Annotated in this window: 17 protein-coding genes and 1 riboswitch; of the genes, 13 read left to right on the forward strand and 4 right to left on the reverse strand. The window is 73.8% G+C overall.

The window, feature by feature from the left end:
* The gene (gene cobJ / locus LP52_RS21990; protein WP_052810139.1) at nt 1-1,797 is read left to right on the forward strand and encodes a precorrin-3B C(17)-methyltransferase; all 1,797 of its coding nucleotides are present in this window, start codon (nt 1-3) and stop codon (nt 1,795-1,797) included.
* 86 nt (nt 1,798-1,883) lie between these two features.
* Nucleotides 1,884-2,222: a hypothetical protein gene (locus LP52_RS21995; RefSeq protein ID WP_040276264.1), complete on the forward strand. Its 339-nt coding sequence runs from the start codon at nt 1,884-1,886 to the stop codon at nt 2,220-2,222.
* A gap of 165 nt (nt 2,223-2,387) precedes the next feature.
* Here the strand turns inward: LP52_RS21995 and LP52_RS22000 are convergent, their stop codons facing one another.
* From LP52_RS22000 to LP52_RS22015, 4 genes are read right to left on the reverse strand one after another with little or no spacing between them, the layout of a single operon-like run.
* Nucleotides 2,388-3,260, reverse strand: a complete 873-nt coding sequence (locus LP52_RS22000; protein ID WP_040276265.1) for an energy-coupling factor ABC transporter ATP-binding protein — start codon at nt 3,258-3,260, stop codon at nt 2,388-2,390.
* Complete coding sequence (gene cbiQ, locus LP52_RS22005; RefSeq protein ID WP_040276266.1) at nt 3,257-4,012, reverse strand: cobalt ECF transporter T component CbiQ; 756 nt, start codon at nt 4,010-4,012, stop codon at nt 3,257-3,259. Before cbiQ ends, LP52_RS22000 begins: the two co-directional genes overlap by 4 nt.
* 7 nt (nt 4,013-4,019) lie before the next feature.
* Nucleotides 4,020-4,430: an energy-coupling factor ABC transporter substrate-binding protein gene (locus LP52_RS22010; protein ID WP_052810140.1), complete on the reverse strand. Its 411-nt coding sequence runs from the start codon at nt 4,428-4,430 to the stop codon at nt 4,020-4,022.
* Between the two features lie 3 nt (nt 4,431-4,433).
* Nucleotides 4,434-5,171 carry an energy-coupling factor ABC transporter permease gene (locus LP52_RS22015; RefSeq protein ID WP_040276267.1) on the reverse strand — a complete coding sequence of 246 codons (738 nt, stop codon included), beginning with the start codon at nt 5,169-5,171 and terminating at the stop codon, nt 4,434-4,436.
* A gap of 30 nt (nt 5,172-5,201) precedes the next feature.
* Nucleotides 5,202-5,408: riboswitch (cobalamin riboswitch) on the reverse strand.
* Nucleotides 5,409-5,568: 160 nt separating this feature from the next.
* On the opposite strand from LP52_RS22015, the gene LP52_RS22020 reads away from it, so the two are divergent.
* The 11 genes from LP52_RS22020 (at nt 5,569) to ettA (ending at nt 22,155) form a co-directional block, all read left to right on the forward strand.
* On the forward strand, nt 5,569-5,769 hold the full coding sequence (locus LP52_RS22020; protein WP_040276268.1) for a 4Fe-4S binding protein: 201 nt from the start codon (nt 5,569-5,571) through the stop codon (nt 5,767-5,769).
* Between the two features lie 36 nt (nt 5,770-5,805).
* A complete protein-coding gene (locus LP52_RS22025) occupies nt 5,806-6,396 on the forward strand; it encodes a precorrin-8X methylmutase (protein WP_040276269.1) in 591 nt (196 codons plus the stop codon).
* A gap of 283 nt (nt 6,397-6,679) precedes the next feature.
* Entirely contained in the window at nt 6,680-7,603 is a 924-nt protein-coding gene (locus LP52_RS22030) for a sirohydrochlorin chelatase (RefSeq protein WP_040276270.1), read from the forward strand.
* Nucleotides 7,593-8,648 (forward strand): Rv2231c family pyridoxal phosphate-dependent protein CobC, encoded by a 1,056-nt coding sequence (cobC, locus tag LP52_RS22035; RefSeq protein WP_052810141.1) that lies wholly within the window; start codon nt 7,593-7,595, stop codon nt 8,646-8,648. Before LP52_RS22030 ends, cobC begins: the two co-directional genes overlap by 11 nt.
* A 112-nt stretch (nt 8,649-8,760) precedes the next feature.
* Nucleotides 8,761-11,391: a nicotinate-nucleotide--dimethylbenzimidazole phosphoribosyltransferase gene (gene cobT, locus LP52_RS22040; protein WP_040276271.1), complete on the forward strand. Its 2,631-nt coding sequence runs from the start codon at nt 8,761-8,763 to the stop codon at nt 11,389-11,391.
* Between the two features lie 195 nt (nt 11,392-11,586).
* The gene (cobA, locus tag LP52_RS22045) at nt 11,587-12,897 is read left to right on the forward strand and encodes a uroporphyrinogen-III C-methyltransferase (protein ID WP_052810142.1); all 1,311 of its coding nucleotides are present in this window, start codon (nt 11,587-11,589) and stop codon (nt 12,895-12,897) included.
* Nucleotides 12,898-12,929: 32 nt separating this feature from the next.
* Nucleotides 12,930-14,753 (forward strand): GTPase, encoded by a 1,824-nt coding sequence (locus LP52_RS22050; protein ID WP_040276272.1) that lies wholly within the window; start codon nt 12,930-12,932, stop codon nt 14,751-14,753.
* The gene (locus LP52_RS22055; RefSeq protein ID WP_040276273.1) at nt 14,750-17,452 is read left to right on the forward strand and encodes a GTPase; all 2,703 of its coding nucleotides are present in this window, start codon (nt 14,750-14,752) and stop codon (nt 17,450-17,452) included. Before LP52_RS22050 ends, LP52_RS22055 begins: the two co-directional genes overlap by 4 nt.
* 249 nt (nt 17,453-17,701) lie before the next feature.
* Nucleotides 17,702-19,114 (forward strand): sensor domain-containing diguanylate cyclase, encoded by a 1,413-nt coding sequence (locus LP52_RS22060; RefSeq protein ID WP_084723403.1) that lies wholly within the window; start codon nt 17,702-17,704, stop codon nt 19,112-19,114.
* Nucleotides 19,115-19,274: 160 nt separating this feature from the next.
* The gene (locus LP52_RS22065) at nt 19,275-20,333 is read left to right on the forward strand and encodes a DUF4192 domain-containing protein (RefSeq protein ID WP_040276321.1); all 1,059 of its coding nucleotides are present in this window, start codon (nt 19,275-19,277) and stop codon (nt 20,331-20,333) included.
* A gap of 157 nt (nt 20,334-20,490) precedes the next feature.
* A complete protein-coding gene (gene ettA, locus LP52_RS22070; protein ID WP_040276275.1) occupies nt 20,491-22,155 on the forward strand; it encodes an energy-dependent translational throttle protein EttA in 1,665 nt (554 codons plus the stop codon).
* Nucleotides 22,156-22,200 lie beyond the last annotated feature (45 nt).

A 22,200-nucleotide genomic window follows, 5' to 3' on the forward strand; every position in this document is an offset into this window, starting at 1 on the left:
ATGCCCTCGACCGGAAAGGCACAGATGTCCGAAAGCGGCGCCATCGGCGTCATCGCCGTGACCGAGCGCGGCCGCAGCGCGGCCGACCGCCTGCAGTCGGCTTGGCCCGACCGGGTCCGCACGTTCACCGGGGAGCGCGCGGGCGAGGAGCTGCGCAGCGCCTTCGCCGAATGCGGCGCCGTGGTGGCCTTCCTGGCCGTGGGCGCCGCGGTGCGCGCGCTGGCGCCGGTGCTCGGCGACAAGCACGCCGACCCGCCGGTCGTCTGTGTCGACGAGGCGCTGCAGCACGCCGTCGCCGTCCTGGGCGGCCACCACGGCGGCAACGCCCTCGCTGCGGAGGTCGCGGGCGTCCTGGGGGCCGCTCCGGTCATCACGACCGCCAGCGACGCCGCATCGGCGGCGCCGCTCGACTCCTACGGCGCCGACCTCGGCTTCACCGTTGCCGACACCGCGCCTCTGGCGCCCGTCGGCGCGGCCCTGCTGTCGGGGCGGCCGGTGCGCCTGGAGTACGACCAGGTCTGGCCTCTGCCTCCGCTCGCGCCCGGCGCATCCGCCCAGACGCCGCCGGAGTCGGCGGCGGCGCTGCTGCGTGTCACCGACTGTGCCGTGCAGCGGTCCGGCGACCAGCAGGTGCCGACCGTGACCTACCACCCGCCCTCGCTGGTGGTGGGCGTCGGATCGGCGCGCGGGGCCGCCGCCGAGGAGATCGGCGGGCTGATCGACACCGCACTGGCCGAGGCGGGGCTGGCTCCGCAGTCGGTGCGGACCCTGGCGACCGTGGACGTCAAGGCCGACGAGGAGGGCATCCTGCGCGCGGCCGAGGAGCGCGGCTGGCAGGTGCGGGTCCTGCCCGCAGCCGAGTTGGCGGAGGTGGAGGTGCCCAACCCCAGCGACGTCGTGCGCGCCGAGATCGGCACCCCCAGTGTCGCCGAGGCCGCCGCCCTGCGTGCCGCGGGACAGGACGGCCGCCGGGCCGAACTGGCGGTCGCCAAGCGCAAGTCCGCCAACGCCACCGCGGCCGTGGCGCGCCTGCACCCCCGCGGCCGCCTCGCCCTGGTCGGCCTGGGCCCCGGCGCCCGCGACCTGACGGCCCCGCGCGCCCTCGCCGAGCTGCACCGCGCCTCGGTCGTGGTGGGTCTGGACCAGTACCTGGACCAGGTGCGCGACCTGCTGCGGCGGGGCACCCGCGTGGTGGCCAGCGGTTTGGGACAGGAGGAGGAGCGTGCCCGCACCGCCGTCGCCGAAGCGCAGCAGGGCGCGGCCGTGGCGCTGATCGGTTCGGGCGACGCCGGTGTCTACGCGATGGCCAGCCCTGCACTGGACTTCGCCGGCGACGACATCGACGTCGTGGGCGTGCCCGGAATCACCGCGGCCGTCGCCGCGGCGCACCGGCTCGGCGCCCCGTTGGGCCACGACCACGCCTACATCTCCCTGTCGAACCTGCACACACCGTGGGAAGCCATCGAGCGCCGCCTGCACGCCGCAGCCGAAGGCGACTTCACCGTGTGCTTCTACAACCCGCGCAGCCGCCGCCGCGCGTGGCAGCTGCCCGAGGCCCTGCGCATCCTCGGCGAGCACCGCCCGCCCGACACCCCGGTGGGCTATGTCCGAAACGCGGCCCGCGACGACGAGCGCGCCGTGGTGACGACGCTGGAGGCGATGCTGAACGGCGGCGCCGAGGACGTCGACATGTACACCGTGGTCCTGGTCGGCAGTTCGGCCAGCCGCACCGTGGCCGGAAGGTTCGTCACCCCGCGCGGCTACACCTGGAACAGTGCCGCGGAGACCGTGCCGTAGCCCCGCCCGGAACCGCCGTCTCCCTTACGCTGAGAGCTCCGCCCTCGGGCGGCCACGGCCTGCAACACCGTCGGAGGAGAAGCGCCATGGCCACCACACCCCCCGCCCGCACCACCGACCTGCGCGACGAGATCGCCACCGCGATCTCCGCCGGACGCGAACTCGGCCCGGAGTTCGACACCGAGGTCGCCGACTCGCTGGCCACGCGCATGGAATCGGAGACCGCACCGAAGGCAGAAGGAGAGTATGAGCGGCCCGGCTCCGCCACGCGCAGCGCACGGACGCTCAAGGTCGCCGGGTGGGGCACGCTTGGTATCGCCGTCGCCGCCTGGGCGGCCGAGTCCGCCCCCGAGGCACTGCCGCCGTGGGGACTCCTCGCCGTGGTCGCGATCGTGCTGCACGTGGTGCGAACCTGGCGGTCCTGACCCGCCACCCGGCGTGGGGCCTCCCTTGCACGATGCACCCCCGCCCGCCCAGCCGTCGGGGGATGCCCCATTCCCGCCCGGGAAACCCACGCGGGTGGGCTGCGGCGGGTGCCTGGCGTTGAGGCGGGTATCGGGTCCGAGGCGCGGCGCGCAGCCTGCGCCGAACTACCCCTCCGCCCCGCCCAGCAGCCGCGCCGCCTCCTCGGGGGTGGCGGGGTCAGGGGAGCCGGGGGCCAGGAGCCCCGCCGCGCGCAGCGCCCGCCCGGCCGCAGGCGCCCAGGCCGGACGCAGGCGGGCGGCGGCGAGGAGGGCGGGGTCGGCCAGCACCTCGCGGGCCTCACCGGCGGCGAGCAGGCCGCGGTTCAGCAGCAGTACGGTGTCGGCCCACCGGTAGGCCAGGTCCACGTCGTGGGTGGAGACCACCAGGGTGGTGCCCGCCGCGCGCAGTCCCTCCAGCGTCTCCACCAGCGACTCCACCCCCTCGGGGTCCAGGCCGGCGGTGGGCTCGTCCAGCACCAGCACCGAGGGCCGCATCGCCAGGGCTCCCGCCAGCACCACGCGCTTGCGCTGGCCGTAGGAGAGGAGGTGGGTGGGCTGCTCCGCCAGCTCGGTGATCTCCAGCGCCTCCAGTGCCCAGGCCACCCGCTCGCGTGCGGCGTCGGCGGCCAGCCCCAGGTTCATCGGGCCGAAGGAGACGTCCTGGCTGACGCTGGCGGAGAACAGCTGGTCGTCGGGGTCCTGGAAGACCAGCTGCACCCGGCGCCGCAGCTCGTTGAGCGCACGGCGGCCGCGCCGCACCCGCTCGCCGCCGACGTAGATCTCGCCTGCGTCGGGGGTGAGGCTGCCGGAGAGCAGCCGCAGCAGAGTCGTCTTCCCGCCCCCGTTGGGGCCGAGCACACCCACCACCCCGCCCTGGGCGATGCGCACGTCCAACCCGGTGAAGACCGGCGCGGTGTCGGGGTAGCCGAACGTGAGCCCGCGCCCGGCGAGCGCGGCGGGCGGTGCGGCGGTGGCGTCGCCGTCGGCGGCGGTGGTCACAGGCCTGCTCCTAGAAACATGTAGCTCACGGTCGCCGCGGCCACCAGCACCGAAGGCAGGGCGGCGGCGGACACGGCGGCGGGCCGCAGGGACAGCTCATCGACGAGGACGGTCAGTTCGCCGGTGTAGCCGCGGCACTCCAAGCCGCGCTGCATCCGCTGCGCGCGGTCGTAGGAGCGTACGAACAGCGCCGCGCCCAGCGCACCGACCGAGCGCACCCAGGCGCGCCGGTGGCTATAGCCCAGCCGTCCCGCCTGGGCCGTCTGGATGCGGTGGGCGCTGTCCAGGGTCACGAACAGCATCCGGTAGATCAGGGCCACCGTCTCCACCAGGGCGGCGGGCAGCCCGATGCGGGTCAGCCGCGGCAGCAGGTCTGCCAGCGGTGTAGTGAGGGCGAACAGCAACTGGCAGCACACCGCCGCCGCGGCCCGCCCGATGATCTCGGCGGCCCGGGCGGGCCCGTCGGGGTCGAAAGCGATCGCGCCCTGCGGGCCCCCGACGGTCACCAGCAGCGTCAGCGAGCCGGTCAGGATGAACAGCAGCGGCCCCCAGGCCGCACGGGCGAAGGCCCGCGGCGACACCCGTGCCGGCCCGAGGGCCGCAGTGAGGGCGACCGCCGCCACCAGCGGCGCGGCCGGCCAGGTGGGCAGGGCCAGCGCGCACACCAGCAGTCCCCCGAAGAAGACGCCCTTGACGGCGGGGTGGACCCGTCGCCAAGGGCTGGCGTAGGCGGCGGCGTCGATGGCCAGCACGCGGTTACTACCGTTCGGCCGGGCCGGACTCCGCTTCGGCGGTGCCGGCCGCCGGAGGCTCGGCCCCCGCGCCCAGGTCGGCCGACGTCGGGCTCTCGGCGTCCGGGGACGGCGGGGCCGGGGCGGCGCCGAGCTTGTTGCGGGTCCGGACAACACCGAAGTAGTAGCCGATGATCCCGGCACCGATCGCGGCCTGCAGCGCGAAGATGCCCGATTCGATTTCGGAGGACGGGGGTTCGTAGATCGAGGCGAACCACGGCTCGTAACCGCCGTCGATCTCGGTGACCGTCTCCTTGGCCTGGGCGTCGGCACCGGCGAAGGGCTCTTCGAGGTGGCTGCCCGAACCGATGAGCAGGGGCAGCACGGCGATCAGCGCGGCCGCGGCGATCAGCAGCCAGGTGGTCGAGGTCTTCGGCACGTCTCAGCCCGCCTTCTCTTCGCTCGCGTCGGTGGCCTGTCCGGCGGCCGGAGCGGCGCTGTTGCGCCGCAGCACGCCCAGCCGGCGCAGCTGATCGGGGTTGACCCGGCTCAGCAGCCGCACGATCACCACGGTGATCAGGCCCTCGATGATCGCCAGCGGGATCTGGGTGACCGAGAAGATCCCGGCGAACTTCGCGAAGGAGCCGAAGAACCCGGACGCGGGGTCGGGGAAGGCCAGGGCCAGTTGGACGCTGGTCACGGTGTAGGTGGCCAGGCTGCCCAGCGCGGCGGCGCAGAACACCGCTCCGCCCAACGAGGTCTGCTCGTCGAGAGAGGCGGTGGCCGAACGGACGAGCTTGTAGGCGCCGTAGGCCACCCACGGGCCCACCACCGCCATGGAGAACACGTTGGCGCCGAGCGAGGTCAGCCCGCCGTGGGCCAGCAGCAGCGCTTGGAACAGCAGGGTGATCGAGCCCAGCGCGGCCATCACCGGAGGGCGGAACAGCACCGCGCCCAGGCCGGCTCCGGTGGGGTGGGAGCAGCTTCCGCTGACCGAGGGGATCTTCAGCGCCGACAGCACGAAGCAGAATGCTCCGGCGGCGCCGACCAGCAGCTTGGCGTCGGGATCGGCGCGGACGGCCTGTGTGAGCGAACGGACGCCGTGTGCGACGAAAGGCGCCGCGACGGCGGTCCAGGCAGCTGCGTGCTGCCAGGGCAAATAGCCTTCAGCGATATGCATGTCGGGGGACCCAACTTCCAACACCTCGTGGACGGTCGTCACGCCGTGGCCGGTCTCCTGGCTGACGGGTCGCCGCCCTCCGCCGGCCTTCCCAGGGGCGGCGTCGCTGCCGCCCCCAGTGGCCTTGCCGACCGCCGCGTCGGCGGCAGTCGGGGCATTGGGCTTCCCGCTCACAGTGGCGAGGGCCGCGCCGGTTTAGAACCGGACTTCCCGAACACCACGGCCCAATGAACGTACGGCGAGAACAGCCGATCCGCAATAGGCGGACATCGGGCACGGGCTGCCGTGGGTGCGCCCGAAACCCCGTGTACGCTGGGCTGGCGCCGCGCCTGGAGGCCGCCGCACACGCTGTGGTGGCACTGGTCTCAGGACCGGCGCCCGATGCGAAGGAGGCGCCTTGGACGACCCCGCCGGGACTCCGGCGCCGGTGGCTGTGACATCGTCGTGCACGGCCTGCGGAGCCTGTCTGCTGACCTGTCCGGAGCACGCGCTGCGGCCGCAGGGCGGGAGTCTGGTCGTGCTGGGCGACACGTGCACGGGCTGCCTGGAGTGCGTGGAGGTGTGCCCGGCCGACGCGATCGACGTTCTGGCACGCTGACTGCGCCGACTGATCCCAGCCGAGGGAGGAACGACCGTGGACCGGCGGGTGCACCCCATCGAGGCGGAATCCTTCGCCATCCTGCGCTCCCGGGTCGACCTGAGCGCGATGCCGCCGCTGAGCCGTGCCGTGGCCGAGCGCATCATCCACTCCAGCGCCGACCTGGACTACGCGACCGATCTGGTGATCGACGACACGGCGGTCAAGGAGGCCGCCGAACGGCTGAAGGACGGCGCCCCCGTGGTGACCGACGTCGGCATGGTGGCCGCGGGCATCACCGCCAGGGACTGCGTGTGCCACATCACCGATCCCCGCGCGGAGCGGCTGGCCCGCACCACAGGGATCACCCGCTCCGCCGCCGCGGTGCGCAGCGCCTACTCCGAAGTCGGCCCCGGCGCCGTATGGGTGGTGGGCTGCGCGCCCACCGCGCTCACCGAGATCATCGCCCGCCAGGTCGAGCCGGCGCTGGTCGTCGGCCTGCCGGTGGGCTTCGTCGGCGCCGCCGAATCCAAGGCCGAGCTGCGCGCGAGCGGGCTTCCGCAGGTGAGCAACGTCTCGGAGAAGGGCGGATCGGCGGTCGCCGCTGCGGCGCTGAACGCTCTGCTGTACGGTCCCGTACCCGAGTGAACGAGCCGCGCCCCGGCGGCCGCGCGCCGCAGGGGCGCCGAGGGATCCGCGTTCCGGAAAAAGCCCCGCCGACGATCAGGAGAGGAGGAGCCGGCCACCGCTGACAGGCGGCGGCGGCCCGCGCGTCCGGGCGCCGCGCCGACTGCGCCGGGCACCGGCGGATCCCGCCCCCCGAGTCTTTCCGCACACAGCCGCTGCTGTGCGGCCCTTCCCCCACCCGAGAAGTCGGACCGCGCTGCCCCAGAGCCGGTCCGAAACGCCCCACTTACCGGTTAGGAATCGGATGCAACCGCCTTTGCTGCTGGTCGGACACGGAACCCGCGACGACAAGGGCGTAGCGGACTTCGAGGCGTTCGTTGAGCGCCTGGGCCGCCGCCTCCCCGACCGCGAGGTCGCCGGGGGCTTCATCGAGCTCTCGCCGCCTCCGCTCACCGATGCCGTCGGCGACCTCTACGCCAAGGGCCACCAGAGCATGGTCGCGCTGCCGCTGATGCTGGTCGCCGCCGGCCACGCCAAGGGCGACATCCCCGGTGCCCTCGCCCGTGAGAAGGAACGCCACACCGGCTTCGACTACACCTACGGCCGTCCGCTCGGCCCCCATCCCACCGTGCTGCGGCTGCTGGCCGAACGGCTGGAGGAGGTGCTCGGCGCCGACGCGAACACGTCCGCCGGCGAGCGCCCGCGCACCGCGGTGCTGCTTGTGGGCCGCGGTTCGACCGATCCCGACGCCAACGCCGAAGTGTGCAAGGTCGCGCGGCTGCTGCAGGAGGGGCACGCGGCCGAGCGCGGAGCCGACTTCGTCGAGCCCGCCTTCATCTCGCTGGCCTGGCCCAGCGTCCCCGAAGGGCTGGAACGCATCCGCCTGCTGGGCGCGGAGCGTATCGTCGTGCTGCCCTACTTCCTGTTCTCCGGCGTGCTCCCCGACCGCGTCGCCGACCAGGCCCTGGAGTACGCCGGGGAGCACCCCGAACTCGACGTCCGCTGCGCGCCGGTCATCGGCGACTGCGACGGGCTGGCCGATGTCATCGCCGAGCGCTACGACGAGGCTCGCGCCGGCGACATCCGCATGAACTGCGACACCTGCGTGTACCGCATCGCGATGCCGGGCTTCGAGGACAAGGTCGGGGCCGCCCAGACACCCCACCACCATCCGGACGATCCCGCGCACGGCCACGGCCACGGCCACGGGCACGGCCATGGGCACTGAGGCCCCCGACCGCACCGCGGTGGGGGCGAACGGCCCGGACCTGCGCCACCACGGCGACTCCGAGACCGGTCCCGACCTGCTCGACTTCGCCGTCAACGTGCGCGCGGACACCCCGCCGCCGTGGCTGGCGGAGCGCATCGCGGCCTCGCTCGCCGACGTCGCCGCCTACCCCGACCCGGCGCCGGCCCGCGACGCGGTGGCCCGCCGCCACGGCCGCGATCCCGCCGAGGTGCTGCTGACGGCCGGGGCGGCCGAGGCGTTCGTGCTTTTGGCGCGGGTCCTGCGGCCGCGGCGGGCGGTGGTGGTCCACCCCCAGTTCACCGAGCCTGAAGCGGCGCTGCGCGCGGCGGGCCATCCCGTCGAGCGGGTGGTGCTGGATGCGCCGCACTTCGCGTTGGACCCCGCGGCGGTGCCGGCCGAGGCCGACCTGGTCATGGTGGGCAACCCCACGAACCCCACCTCGGTGCTGCACCCCGCAGCCGCTCTGGAGCGCCTGGCCCGGCCGGGCCGCGTCCTCGTGGTCGACGAGGCCTTCGCCGACTGCGTCCCCGGCGAGGCCGAATCGCTGGCCGGCCGCGGCGATCTCCCCGGGCTGGTGGTGCTGCGCAGCCTGACCAAGACCTGGGGTCTGGCCGGGCTGCGCGCAGGCTACGTGCTGGCCGGTGCCGACACGGTCGAGGAGTTGGCCGGGGCCCAGCCGCTGTGGTCGGTGTCCACGCCGGCCCTGGCGGCCACCGCCGCCTGCTGCGAGCCGCGCGCGCTGGCCGAGGCCGAGGCATGGGCGCGCCGGCTCACCGGTCGGCGAGCCGAGTTCGCCGCCGACCTGGCCGACTGCGGTCTGCACGTGACACCCGACGCGGCGGCCTCCTTCGTGCTGGTGCACACCGCCGGCGGGGAGTCGTTGCGGCACCGGTTGCGCGAGGCGGGGATCGCGGTGCGCCGCGGAGACACCTTTCCCGGCCTGGGGCCCGACTGGCTGCGGGTGGCGGTGCGTGATCGGGAGACCTCGCTCCGGTTGACGCGTGCTCTGGCAGAGTTGCGATGAGATCGCCGCTGCACGGCGGGAGCCGCCGCGGCGTTGTGAGGATGGCGATGCGTGTGTCCAGTGCTGACGACCGCCGGCGGACGGCTCCGCCGGCCCGTCCTGGGGGGACGACATGACCGGTGAGGAACGGCGCCGCGGCGCCGACGAGGGGAACGAGCCCGCGTCCAAGGGGCTGCTCGACGACCTGCCCGAGACCGGGCGCGGCACAGGAGCCGCATCGGCCCCGGCGTCGGGTCAGCGCTCCGGGCAGCGCTCCAACCCCTTCCACACCCCGGCCGAGGGCCGGCGCGGCCACGACGGCGGCACCCGCGAGTCGGTGGAGCAGCCCAACGTGATCCCCTTCCGCGGGGCCGGGCAGGACCGCCACACCGAGCAGGACCGCCACACCGAGCAGGAGCCCGGGCGAGACGACTCGGCCGCCCCGGTCCGAGCTCGCCACCACCGCCGGGAGGCCCCCGGCGAGCCGGAGCCGGAAGCCGAGTCCGTCGGCGACCGCGATCCGGTCGCCCCGGTCGGCCCCGCACAGCAGCGGTCCGGCGGCAGCGGCCCGGAGAGCGGCGGCCCCGAGCCGGCGCACTCCGCCGAGGCGCAGCACTCCGCGCAGGCCACGGGCGGCGACGGGCGCGAGCGCAGCGGCGCCCCTGTCGCCGAGAGCACGCCCGCCTCCGAGCGTCCCCGGGCCGAGCCCCGTCGGCCCCCGGCCCCAATGGCCCCCCAGTACCCCCCGCCCTCCCGGTCCGCCGAGCCCGCCGGCCCTGCACCCGCCGACAGCGCCGCGTCCGGCACCGTGCCGGCGCCCGAGGCGCCTGCCGAGCACGGTTCCGCAACCGGACCACCGACCCCGAGCGAAGACGACGAACCTGTGAACGCACACGCCGCAGCCTCCTTCCCGGAGCATTCCGACGACCGCGCCGGCCGGCGCAACGAGGCCCCCGAAGCCCCCGCGCACCGGCAGGCGCCCGAGCAGGCCCCGGCCGCCCCAGCGCACGAGCCGGCCCGCGGCACGGCGCCCGACGCCCACGCCTACGGCGAGGCCGAGCGCGATGCCGTCTACCGCGCCATCCGCGAACGCCGCGACGTGCGCATGGGCTTCCGCACCGACCCCGTCCCCGACGAAGTGCTGCGCCGCGTCCTCGACGCCGGCCACCGCGCACCGTCGGTGGGCTACTCCCAGCCCTGGGACTTCATCGTGGTGCAGGACGAGGACGTGCGCTCCCGCGTGAAGAAGCTCGTCCACGCCCAGCGCGACGCCTATGCCCGGGCGCTGCCCGGCGCTCGCGCCCGCGCGTTCTCCGGGCTCAAGGTCGAGGCCATCCTCGACACTCCGGTCAACATCGTGGTCACCGTCGATCCCACCCGCGGCGGCCGCCACACCCTGGGCCGCCACTCCCAACCGCAGACCGCCGCCTACTCCACCGCCCTGGCCGTGGAGAACATGTGGCTCGCTGCGCGCGCCGAGGGCCTGGGCGTGGGCTGGGTCAGCTTCTTCGAGGAGCGTGAGCTGGCCGGATCCCTGGACCTGCCGCCGCACCTGGAGGTCGTGGCGTACCTGTGCATCGGCTACGTCGACGACTTCCCGCCCGAGCCCGAGCTCGCCTTGGGCGGCTGGGCGAAGGGGCGTCCCCTGCACTGGGCGGTGCACCGGGAGCACTACGGCCGCCGGGGCCTGCCCGGCGAAGCGGCCACGAGTCTGTTGGAGGAGACCATCGCGGCCATCGGCCCCCTGAACCAGCGAGCCCTGAACGACGCCGAGGAGCGCCAGGCGGCCATGACCAAGCCGCCGGGCTCCCTCGGCGTGCTGGAAGAGGTCTCCATCCGGCTGTCGGGCCTGGTCGGCGAGTGCCCGCCGCCCATCCCCGAACCCGCGGCGGTGGCGATCTTCGCCGGTGACCACGGCGTGCACGCCCAGGGCGTGACCTCCTGGCCCCAGGAGGTCACCACGCAGATGGTGCACAACTTCCTCGACGGCGGTGCCGTGGTCAACGCCTTCGCCGAGCAGGTCGGCGCCGAGGTCACCATCGTCGACGTGGGTGTGGCGAACGACCTGCCCACGGTGCCGGGGCTGCTGCCGCGCAAGATCGCTCCGGGGACCGCGGACTTCACCCAGGGGCCGGCGATGAGCCGCACGCAGGCCGGCTACGCCATCGAGGCCGGCGTGGAGGTCGCCCGCGACCTGGTCTCGGCCGGCAACCGCTGCCTGATCACCGGCGACATGGGCATCGCCAACACGACACCCTCCTCCGCGCTCATCTCCGTGTTCACCGGTGCCGACCCCGCCGACGTCACAGGCCGCGGAACCGGCGCCGACGACGCCGCGCTGGAGCACAAGATCGACGTGGTGCGGCGCGGACTGGCCGCCAACGAGACCGACCCGTCCGACCCCGTGGGTGTGCTGGCGGCCGTGGGCGGTCTGGAGCACGCCGCGCTGAGCGGGTTCATCCTCGGCGCCGCCGCGATGCGCGTGCCGGTCCTTCTCGACGGCGTCATCGCCGGCGCCGCCGCGCTCGCAGCCGCGGCGATGCAGCCGCTGTGCCTCAACGCCTGCTTCGCCGGCCACCGCTCCACCGAGCCCGGCCACGCCGCGGTGCTGTCCCACATCGGACTGCGCCCGCTGGTCGACCTGGAGATGCGGCTGGGCGAGGGCTCGGGAGCGCTGCTGGCGCTGCCGCTCCTGCAAGGATCGGTTCGCGCGCTGCGCAATGTGGCCACGTTCGACTCAGCGGGAGTCTCCGGGCGCGGCTGATTCGGTTGCGCCTATTAGAGTGAACAAGCGGAAACGGATGCGCCGGTCGCCGACGCAACCGCAGCGTGACCCCCGTTCGGCAGAGTGGCCGACGGGCGGTCGCGCCGTGCGGCCCGTTCCCCTCGGCAGGGAGCGGGCATCGGCGAACGCCCCGCGGGGCGTGGACAGACGGCGCGGATCTGGAGGGCAGCCTCGGTGACCTATCTTCTCGGCCTGCGCATGGACGGACGCGAGGCCCTGGTCGTAGGCGGGGGCCGGGTCGCGCAGCGGCGCGTACCCGTCCTGCTGGAATCGGGGGCCCGGGTCACGCTCGTGGCGCCCGAGGCCACCGCGACCCTGGAGGACCTCGCCGACGCGGGGCGCATCACTTGGCACCGGCGCGGATTCGGCTCGGGCGACATCGCCGAGCAGCGGTTGGGCCGCTTCTGGCTCGTGCACGCCGCCACCGACTCCGCCGAGACCAACGCCGCGGTGGCCGCCGAGGCCGAGGCCGAGCGGGTGTGGTGCGTACGCGCCGACGACCGCCACGCGTCCTCGGCCTGGACCCCCGCGACCGGCGGCGCGGCCGGCGTGACCGTGGGCGTGGTGGCCAACGGCGACCCCCGCCGGGCCGCCGGGCTGCGCGACGCCGTCGTCGAGGGCCTGGCCGACGGCTCGCTCGACGCCCGGCGCGGCCGCGAGCGCCACCGCGGCGTCGCTCTGGTCGGCGGCGGCCCCGGCGACCCCGGCCTGATCACGGTGCGCGGCCGGCAGTTGCTCGCCCAGGCCGACGTGGTCGTGGTCGACCGGCTGGCGCCCAACTCCCTCCTGGAGTCGCTCCCCGCCGACGTCGAGATCGTCGACGCCGCGAAGATCCCCTACGGGCGGTCGATGACTCAGGACGACATCAACGGCACACTCGTCGAACACGCGCGCGCCGGCCGGTTCGTGGTCCGCCTCAAGGGCGGCGACCCGTTCCTGTTCGGACGCGGCGGCGAAGAGGCGCTGGCGTGTGCTCAGGCGGGGATCCCCGTCACCGTCGTCCCCGGTATCACCAGCGCGCTTTCGGCCCCCGCCGTCGCCGGCATCCCCGTCACCCACCGCGGTGTGGCCCAAGACGTGCACGTGGTCTCCGGACACGTCCCCCCGGGCGACCCCCGTTCCACCGTCGACTGGCCCGCACTGGCCCGTTCAGGGGGTACCGTCGTGGCACTGATGGCGGTCGAGCGGATCGAGGCCATCGCCGCGGCCCTGATGGAGCACGGACGGTCGCCCCAGACTCCGGTGGGGCTCGTCCAGGAGGCCACCATGCCCACACAGCGCACCGTGCGCACCACGCTCGCCGGCGTCGGCGGCGCCGTGCGTGACGCCGGAGTGCGCCCTCCGGCCGTGATCGTGATCGGAGAAGTGGTCGACGTGGCCGGTGAACTTGACATACTGCACATGGGGCGCGCTGAGCCGGGAGCCGGAAGCGCCTCCGCCGATACCGCCGCCGGCGATCCACCCGAGGGGAATCGCATCTTGTGACAGCGACGACCGATGAGGAGGGCGGGAGCGCTATGTCCCGGCCGTCTGCGATGCCGGAAGCCACAGGCACGGGCCGACCTGCGGCCGAGGGGGCCGGTGCGCCCGAATCCGCCTCCGGGCGCCACGAACGCGCCCCGACCGACAACGACGGTCGCGCCGCGGCCCGGCGCCGCGGCGACGACACGTTCGAGGCCCGCTTCGAGAAGGTCCTGGAGAACCTGGGCAGCCGGATCCGCGCCACCGAATTCGCCGAAGGGCTGCCCGGTGCCAGCGAGGGTGTCAGCGCGCGCGCCGATCTCCTGCACCAGCTCGACGACTACGTCCTCCCTCGCGTGCGCCGCCCCGACACCCCGCTGCTGATCGCCGTGGCCGGATCCACCGGAGCAGGCAAGTCCACGCTGGTCAACAGCCTGGTGGGCGAGCAGGTCACCACCACCGGAGTGCGCCGCCCCACCACCAACAGCCCGGTGCTGGCCTGCAACCCCGCCGACGTCGACTGGTTCAGCGAGGCGACGTTCCTGCCCACCCTGCCGCGCGTGCGCCAGCACGGCCTGGCCATGCCCGGCAAGGACGGCATGCTGGTGCTGGCGCCCAGCGAGGCGATGCCCCGCGGCGTGGCCCTGCTGGACACCCCCGACGTCGACTCCGCGGTCTCGGCCCACCACGAGTTCGCGTCCAAGTTCCTCGACGCCGCCGACCTGTGGGTCTTCGTCACCACCAGCCGCCGCTACGCCGACGCCCGCGTATGGGAGTTCCTGCGGGTCGCCCGCGACCGCGGAACCTCGCTTGCCGTCGTGCTCTCGCGGGTGCCCGACCGCGGCCGCAACCAGCTCGTCCAGCACTTCGGCGCGATGCTGGAGGCCAACGGACTCGGCGACGCCACCCGCTTCCTCGTGCCCGAGACCGACCAGATCGCGGGGGAGCGGTTCACCTCCAACGTGGCCGACCCCGTCCGCGACTACCTGGCCGACGTCGCCGGCGACCTGGTCCAGCGCGACAGGGTGTCGCTGCGTACCTTCATCGGTGTCATCGACAGCTTCCGCACCCGCGTGCCCGACCTCGCCAAACAGGTCGAGGTCCAGGTCGAGACCCGCCAGACGCTGGAGTCGGCCGTCAAGTCGGCCTACGAGGCCGCCGGCGCGGAGATCGACGACGCACTGCGCGACGGCGAGCTGATGCGTGGCAACCTGCTGGCGCGCTGGCAGGACATCGCCGCCAGCGGCGAACTGATGCGGATGATGCGCTCGCGCGGGCGGCGCAAGCCCCGCGGCGACGACGACGAGGAGTCGCGCGTGCGCGGGCTGGAGCACGCGGTGCGCGACAGCCTGGAGTCGCTGGTGCTGGCCTCGGCCGAACGCGCCGTCGAGAAGATCGCCGACCAGTGGGAGACCGTGCACGGCGGTGAGCCCGTTGTCGAGCGCGCCGGCGGGCGGCGGCTGCCCGAGTCCTTCGTCGAGCGTGTCGGCACCACGGTGGAGGAGTGGATGCAGCGGGTCGGCGAGATGGTCGCCGCCGACGGCGCCACCAAGCGCTCGGTGGCGCGTGTGATCAGCTTCGACAAGCAGGCCTTCACCCTCGTGCTGATCGTGGAGCTGCTCGGCTACGACGCCGCGGGCGCCGGTTCCGAGCACAGATCCGGCCCCTCGCCGAACCGGCTGCTCAGAGGGGTGTTCGGGGCCGATTCACTGCGTAACATTAGTAACCGGGCACGTGATGACCTGCGGCGGCGGATCGGAACGCTGCTGTACGAGGAGCGCACCCGCTTCACCGACACGCTGGCCGCCATCAAACTGCCCGAAGAGGCCGATGCCGTCCAGCTCTACCAAGCGACGTACAACCTCGAGATTGCGCGATGACGACTCATTGGAACGCCGCTCACGCGGACGATGATCCGGAGGCGGCGGGGAACCGGGGAGCGGGCCGCCCTTCGGGGGGCCCGGACTCGGATTCCGGCCAGGATGCGCGCAGCGGTGACCAGCCGTGGAACGGCTACGTCGTTCCCGATACCGAACAGACCAGGGCCGGCTGGGCGCCTCCTGCCGACGACGCCTGGCCGCAGAACCGCCCCGTGGGGCCGCCCGCCGACACCTACCCGGCGCTGCGCCGGGCCGTCGACCAGCAGTCGGGGGCCGCGGGGCCCTCGGGTGACGATCACGGGCAGGGCGTCGGCGAGCCGCAGGACGACGCCCCCACCGCGCCGGTGCCCAAGGTCGGCCCGGAGCACCTGCACGGGCGCGGCGCCGAGACCGGCTCCGAATCCTCGGCCGAGCAGGGCGGGGGAGCCGCGCAGGACCCGCCCGAGCGCGAACCCCTGCCGAAGCGGCCCGTGCGCCGGTCGGCCGACGAGTCCGGTCCGCGGCGGGCCCGCCACGAGCAGGCAGGCGGCTCCGCCGCCGCATCCGGTGCCGCACCGTCCGGTGCCGCCGAGCGCACCTCGCACGGTCGCCACTCGGCGTCCGCCGCCGGCACCGCCGCGTCCGCCGAGCCCTCGGCGGCCCGCCCTCAAGGCGCCGACCGGGCCCCCGGTGAAGGCGATCCCGACGATCCCGACCGCCTGGCGGACTGGGTGGGCAGCCTGGCCGACCTCGACGAGACCAACATGATCGCCGGGCGCCGGACCGGACCGATCCCCGTGGTGGACCCGGCCGAGGGAGCCCCCGCCGAGTCCGAGCCGAAGGCCCGGCGCGAGTCGGGGGCCGAGCACGCCGACGCGGCCGCCGGAGTCGCCGGAGTCGCCGCCGAACCGACCTCGGGCGCGGACACCGGGACGGCCTCCGCCCCCGCTTCCGGCTGGGCGGAGGCCCAGGCCCCCGTCTCGGCGGAACCGGCGGCAGAGCCCCGCGCGGCTCAGGCGTCCGCGGACCCGGCACCCCCCGCATGGCTCGGCGCCGACTCCGGCGACGGCGGGTATCTCACCTCGACGGCCGACGAGTGGGAGCCGATGCCCGCGGTCACCCGCGAGGAGCTGATCACCCGGCTGGACGCGGTCTCGGCGCTCGTGGGCATCGGAGCCGACGACTTCGCTCCCGAACTCATCGAGCAGGCCCAGAACCTGCTCAACCATGCCGGGGCCCGGCTGCGACTCTCGGGCGAGCACACCGTGGTCGCTCTGGCGGGCGGTACCGGCAGCGGCAAGTCGTCGCTGTTCAACTCCCTGTGCGGGCTGGACTTCTCGCGCGTGGGCATCACCCGCCCCACCACCTCCGACGCCCACGCCTGCGTGTGGGGCAACGAAGGCGCGGAAGGGCTGCTCAGTTGGCTGGGCGTGCCGCGGCGCAACCGCCACTCGCGTACCAGCGAGCTCGACAAGAGCGACTCCGAGCTGTCGGGGCTGATCCTGCTGGATCTGCCCGACCACGACTCGGTGCGGTCCGAGCACACCGCTGAGGCCGACCGGCTGATCGGCTCCTGCGACCTGCTCGTGTGGGTGCTGGACCCGCAGAAGTACGCCGACGCCGCCGTGCACCACCGCTACTTCGCCGAGATGACCGGCCACGGCGCGATCACCGTCGCCGTGCTCAACCAGGTCGACCGGGTCGCCCCAGAGGAGCTGGAGGAGCTGCTGACCGACCTGCGCCGGCTGCTGGAGACGGAGTCGGGCGTCCATCCGCGGATCGTGACCACCTCCACGATCACCGGCCGGGGCATCGGCACGCTGCGGTCGCTGCTGGCCGAGACCGTCACGGAGCGCAGGGCCCTGATCGACCGGCTGGTCGCCGACCTCGACCGCGTCGTGGTGGGGTTCGAGCGCTATCACGGCGACTCGGAGGTCAGCGCGGTCGTGCCCGACCAGGCGCGTTCGGCCCTGGTCGAGGGGTTGGTGGAAGCCGGCGGGGCGGCGGGCATCGCCGACGCCGCCGAGAGCTCCTACCAGCAGCGCGGTGAGCGCCGCGTGGGCTGGCCGGTGGCCCGGTGGGCGGCTCGGCTGCGCCGCGACCCGCTGAGCGCTGTCAGCGACGGTTTCGCAGCAAGCTCCGAGGCGGCGGCACCCGTCGAAGCCTACGGAGCGGGCATCGACAAGGCCGCCGTGGACGTCGCCCGCCAGGTCGCGGGCTCGCTGCCGGCTCCCTGGCCGCGCCGGGTGCGCGCGGCCGCCCGCAGCGGGCTCGACGTGCTGCCACAGGAGTTGAGCGACGCCGTCACGGCCTCGGTGCCCTCTCCCGAGGACACCCCCACCTGGTGGCGGGTGGTGCAGGTGCTGCAGTACGTGCTCCTGGGGCTTGCCGGAGCCGGGGTCCTCTGGTTCGGCGCCGTTCTGGTCAGCTGGCTGGCCGGCGGCCTGACCGGCCTGCCCGTGGTGGACGCCCCGATCTTCCTCGGCTTCGCCGGTGCGATGGCGGCGGCCACGCCCGTGGCGGGCTGGCTGATGGGTACCGGATCGGCCAGCCTGATCGAGGTCTCGGCCGCGCAGAGACGCGAGCTGGTCGAGCAGCGCAGTTACCAGCGGGCCCGCGAGCTGGCCGAGCAGCGGATCCTCGCCCCGGTCGAGCAGGAGTTGGCCACCTACGCGGAGTCCTCCCGCGCCCTGGCCACGGCGCAGGGGACGCGCAGCTGAGGTAAGGCCGCTGCGCGGCCTCGGCTGCGCCGCTTGCCCGTGACATCGCAGAACGCCCCTGTGCGGGGCTCTCTGGCGGCTTCTGCCCCCGCAATCTGACGGTTCCGCTGAAGGCAGCACAATTAGCGATTAAAATATCACTGACTGTGATGCAAAGTGGGGCGGTCGGTGACCGGCACCGGATGCTGGAGGGCATGCGCCTGCGGCCCTCGCGGCGGCGGTTTCCCGGTGCCGAGCTGGACGCCCTGAATGCGAGCGGGGGAGATCCACGTGGCGGTGGCCGAGCGGAGCGCGGTGGGCCGCATGCGGCGATGGCGTCGTCGCCAGTCCCCTTGGCCGCTGCTGTCCCAGCCCCGGGGACTGGTCGTGCTGATCGGCGCGGTCGTGTGCGGCGCCCTGCTGCTGGCGGTCGGCGCCGGGTCCCTCACCCCCATCCGGGGCGCGGAGCTGGCCACCTTCGCCGCCCTGGTGGCATGTGCGGGGCTGTGCGTCGAGGCGATGCGCCGGCTGGGCAAGCCCTCCGGGCTGACCCGCGATCTGCTGGGCGCCTGGTGGCTGCCCACCGTGCTGATGCTGCCGCCGCTGTACTCGCTGCTGATACCGGTGCCGGTGTACCTGCTGCTGCAGTTCCGCATCCGGCGCGCCGTGGTGCACCGCAGGGTCTTCAACGCCGCGTCGGTGGGCGTCGCGGGGTTCGCCGCCTCGGCGCTGTTCCACGGCGTGGTGGCGGGGGACTGGTCGGACGGGCTTTCGCTGCCGCTGGAGGCCACCGAGGCGGCGGTCTCCTCAGCGCGGGGCGCAGTGCTGGCCCTGGCCTGCTGCGCGGTCTTCACCGTGCTCAACAACCTCGCCGTGGCCGCGGCGGTGTCGCTGAGTGCCACGGGAGCCGCCTGGCGCAAGATGCTGTTCGACCGCGAGGCGCTCATCGTCGACGGCGTCGAGCTGTGCGCCGGGATCACCGCCGCCATCGTCACCGGGCTGTCGCCCCTGCTGCTGGCGGTCGTGCTGCCGCCGGTGCTGCTGCTCCAGCGCAGCCTGCTGTTCGAGCAGCTGCAGACCGCCGCCCGCACCGATCCCAAGACCGGCTTGCTCAACGCCGCCACCTGGGAGGCCGAGGCCGGGGCCGAGATCGTGCAGGCGCGCCGCGCGGGGCGGTCGGCCGCGGTTCTCATCGTCGACATCGACCACTTCAAGGCGGTCAACGACACCTACGGCCACCTCTTCGGCGACCACGTGCTGCTGGGCGTGGCCACCACCCTCACCGGCCAGCTGCGCGCGGGCGACGTCGTCGGGCGGTTCGGGGGCGAGGAGTTCGTGGTGCTGCTGCCCGGCGCGGACACGGCCGAGGCCTGCCGCATCGCCGAGCGGCTGCGCCTGCGCGTGGGCCGGATGGAGATGAAGGCCGACGGAACGAAGGTGGCCATCACCGTCTCGTTGGGCCTGGCCGTGCTGAGCGTGCACGGCGAGGACCTGGTGGGCCTGCTGGCGGCCGCCGATCTCGCGCTCTACCGGGCCAAGGGGGCCGGGCGCGACAGGGTGTGCCTTCCGGTGGTGGCACGCCCGGCGATACCGGTCCAGCTCGGCGGGGAGCCGGATTCCGATCGGGAGGCGATGCCCTCGGCGACCGGCGTCACGGCGCCGGAGAGCGGCGAGCGCGACTGATCGCCCACGGCCGGTCGCCGATCGTGCACCTGGCCTGAGCGGCACCGGTCCCTCCTGGCGTCGGCTGCCCGGTCTTCGGGAGGCGGCGCCCGGATGCGCTTTCTCCACAGGGCACGAATCGGCGTTGCCGCGGATCAGCCCCCGGGGCGACCGTGAGTACATGGCACAGAACAAAGAGTCGTCCCCGGTCCCCGTCCAGATCACCCTCAGCGGCCCCTCCGACATCCTCGCCGCCGTCCCCTACATCGTCGGCTACCACCCGCGCGACACCCTCGTGGTGCTGGGGCTGCGCGGCGACACGCCGCGACTGCACGCCACCTTCTGCCGCGAACTCGCCCCCGCCGATGCCGACACCGACTGCGACGCCGCGGCCGACCGCCTCGCCGCGGCGCTGCTGGACGAGGAGTGCTCCGTCGCGCTCGCGGTGGGCTACGGGCCGGCGGCCGAAGTCACCCGGCAGGTCGACGCGGTGCGCAGCGCCGCCGAGCGGGCGGGGATCGCCGTCCGGGAGGCGCTCCGGGCAGCCGACGGGCGGTACTGGTCCTATGTGTGCGACTCGCCGGGGTGCTGCCCGCCCGAAGGGGTCCCCTACGACCCCTCGGTCTCGGCTGTGGCGGCCACGGCCGTGGCCAACGGGCTCCGCGCCTGGCCGAACCGCGACTCCCTCCGCGACCACCTCGCGCCCGTAGGAGGAACCCGGCGGGCGCTGATGCGCGCCGCCACCCGCGCGGCCGAGGAGCGCGGCGCGCGCCTGCGCGGCAGCGGGCCGCCCCGCGGGCGCGACGCCTACGGGCCGCGCTTCCGCGTCGAGGGCGCGCGGGCGGTGCGCGACGCCGTCGCAGCCGCGGAACGGGACGAACTGCCTGAGGACCCCGGCCGCATCGCGTGGCTGGGGGTGCTCCTCGGCTGTATCCGGGTCCGTGACGAGGCCTGGACCCTCATCGATCCGGAACGCGCCCCTTCGCACCAGCGGCTGTGGCGTCACGTGCTGCGCCACGCCGAGCCCGCCTACCGGCCCGCTCCCGGTTCGCTGCTGGCGGTGTCCGCCTGGGCGCGGCAGGACACCGCACTCGCCGAGGCCGCACTGGAACGCGTGCACGAAGTCGACCCCGACTACTCCATGGCCGCGCTGGTCCATCGCGCCCTGCGCACGGGCCTCGCCTGGCGCGGGTACCCGTCCGAAAGCCTCCAAGCCGTCTGGCCCCTGGAGGACCCGTGATCCGGGCCGGGCGGAAGGCCCTCCCGGGCGGCGTCGTCGCGCGGCGGCGGTCGGAGCCGGCACATGGGGATTCGCCGCGCTCGCCGGGATCGCGAGGTCGGTCGACGGGGCTTCGCGACTGGTCCGAGCGGCATGCGCCACGCCCTAGGCTGGAAGCATGCCGGAGTTCATTTTTAGCTTGCAGAACGTGCGCAAGGCGCATGGCGACAAGGTCGTGCTGGACGATGTCTCGGGGCAGTTCATCTATGGGGCGAAGATCGGCGTGGTCGGGCCCAACGGCGCAGGCAAGTCCTCGCTGTTGAAGCTCATGGCCGGCGTCGAGCAGGCGTCCAACGGCGAGGCCCGGCTGATGCCCGGCTACAGCGTCGGACTGCTCGCCCAGGAACCCCACCTCGACGACGACAAGACCGTCTTGGAGAACGTCGAGGACGGCGTCGCCGAGACCAAGGCCATGCTCGCGCAGTTCAACGAGATCGCCGAGAAGATGGCCACGGACTACTCCGACGACCTGCTCGCCGAGATGGGCAGGCTCCAGGAGCAGTTGGACCACCGCAACGCCTGGGAGCTCGACAGCCAGCTCGCCCAGGCCATGGACGCGCTGCGGTGCCCTCCGCCCGAAGCCGAGGTCAGCAGCCTCTCGGGCGGTGAGAAGCGCCGGGTGGCGCTGTGCCGCCTCCTGCTGGAGCAGCCCGATCTGCTGCTGCTGGACGAGCCCACCAACCACCTCGACGCCGAAAGCGTGCAGTGGTTGGAGTCCTACCTGGAGAGCTACTCCGGGACCGTCATCGCGATCACTCACGACCGCTACTTCCTGGACAACGTCGCGACCTGGATCCTGGAGCTGGACCGCGGCAAGCTCTACCCCTACGAGGGCAACTACACCACCTACCTCGACACCAAGTCCGCCCGGCTCAAGGTCGAGGGCCAGAAGGACGTCAAGCGGCAGAAGCGCCTCTCCGACGAGCTGGAGTGGGTGCGCTCCAACGCCAAGGCCCGCCAGACCAAGAGCCGCGCCCGCCTGCAGCGCTACGAGGAGATGGCCGCCGAGGCCGCCAACACCCGCAAGCTGGACTTCGAGGAGATCCAGATCCCGCCCGGCCCGCGCCTGGGCAACAGCGTGGTCGACGTCAACGGCCTCACCAAGGGCTTCGACGACCGGCTACTGATCGAGAACCTGAACTTCTCGCTGCCGCCCAACGGCATCGTCGGCGTCATCGGCCCCAACGGCGTCGGTAAGACGACGCTGTTCAAGATGATCGTCGGCGAGGAGGAGCCCGACTCCGGGTCCATCAACGTCGGCGACACCGTCCGGATCTCCTACGTCGACCAGTCGCGCTCGCGCATCGCCAAGGACAAGAACGTCTGGGAGGTCATCTCCGACGGCGAGAGCTTCATCCAGGTCGGCAAGGTCGAGATCCCCAGCCGCGCCTACGTGGCCGCGTTCGGGTTCAAGGGCTCCGACCAGCAGAAGCCGGCCGGGGTGCTCTCCGGAGGTGAGCGCAACCGCGTCAACCTGGCACTGACGCTCAAGCAGGGCGGCAACCTGCTGCTGCTGGACGAGCCCACCAACGACCTCGACGTCGACACCCTGGGCTCGCTGGAGAACGCGCTTCTGGACTTCCCCGGCTGCGCCGTGATCACCAGCCACGACCGCTGGTTCCTGGACCGGGTCGCCACCCACATCCTCGCCTGGGAGGGCGGCTCGGACTGGTTCTGGTTCGAGGGCAACTTCGAGTCCTACGAGAAGAACAAGATCGAGCGGCTGGGCGCCGACGCCGCGCGCCCGCACGCGGTGACCCACCGCAAGCTCACCCGCCAGTAACGCCCCTTCGGCGAACCTCCGGCATCGGTGCTCTTCGGGTGCGGT

This window comes from Streptomonospora alba (assembly GCF_000826685.1).
Taxonomy (GTDB): domain Bacteria; phylum Actinomycetota; class Actinomycetes; order Streptosporangiales; family Streptosporangiaceae; genus Streptomonospora; species Streptomonospora alba.

Excerpts from the sequence above, each read along its gene's own strand:
- LP52_RS22065 (WP_040276321.1), top strand. The coding sequence starts at position 19,275 with ATGGCACAGAACAAAGAGTCGTCCCCGGTCCCCGTCCAGATCACCCTC.
- cobC (WP_052810141.1), top strand. The coding sequence starts at position 7,593 with ATGGGCACTGAGGCCCCCGACCGCACCGCGGTGGGGGCGAACGGCCCG.
- LP52_RS22060 (WP_084723403.1), top strand. The coding sequence starts at position 17,702 with ATGCGAGCGGGGGAGATCCACGTGGCGGTGGCCGAGCGGAGCGCGGTG.
- LP52_RS22030 (WP_040276270.1), top strand. The coding sequence starts at position 6,680 with ATGCAACCGCCTTTGCTGCTGGTCGGACACGGAACCCGCGACGACAAG.
- ettA (WP_040276275.1), top strand. The coding sequence starts at position 20,491 with ATGCCGGAGTTCATTTTTAGCTTGCAGAACGTGCGCAAGGCGCATGGC.
- cobJ (WP_052810139.1), top strand. The coding sequence starts at position 1 with ATGCCCTCGACCGGAAAGGCACAGATGTCCGAAAGCGGCGCCATCGGC.
- cobT (WP_040276271.1), top strand. The coding sequence starts at position 8,761 with ATGACCGGTGAGGAACGGCGCCGCGGCGCCGACGAGGGGAACGAGCCC.
- LP52_RS21995 (WP_040276264.1), top strand. The coding sequence starts at position 1,884 with ATGGCCACCACACCCCCCGCCCGCACCACCGACCTGCGCGACGAGATC.
- LP52_RS22015 (WP_040276267.1), bottom strand. The coding sequence starts at position 5,171 with ATGCATATCGCTGAAGGCTATTTGCCCTGGCAGCACGCAGCTGCCTGG.
- LP52_RS22050 (WP_040276272.1), top strand. The coding sequence starts at position 12,930 with ATGTCCCGGCCGTCTGCGATGCCGGAAGCCACAGGCACGGGCCGACCT.
- LP52_RS22055 (WP_040276273.1), top strand. The coding sequence starts at position 14,750 with ATGACGACTCATTGGAACGCCGCTCACGCGGACGATGATCCGGAGGCG.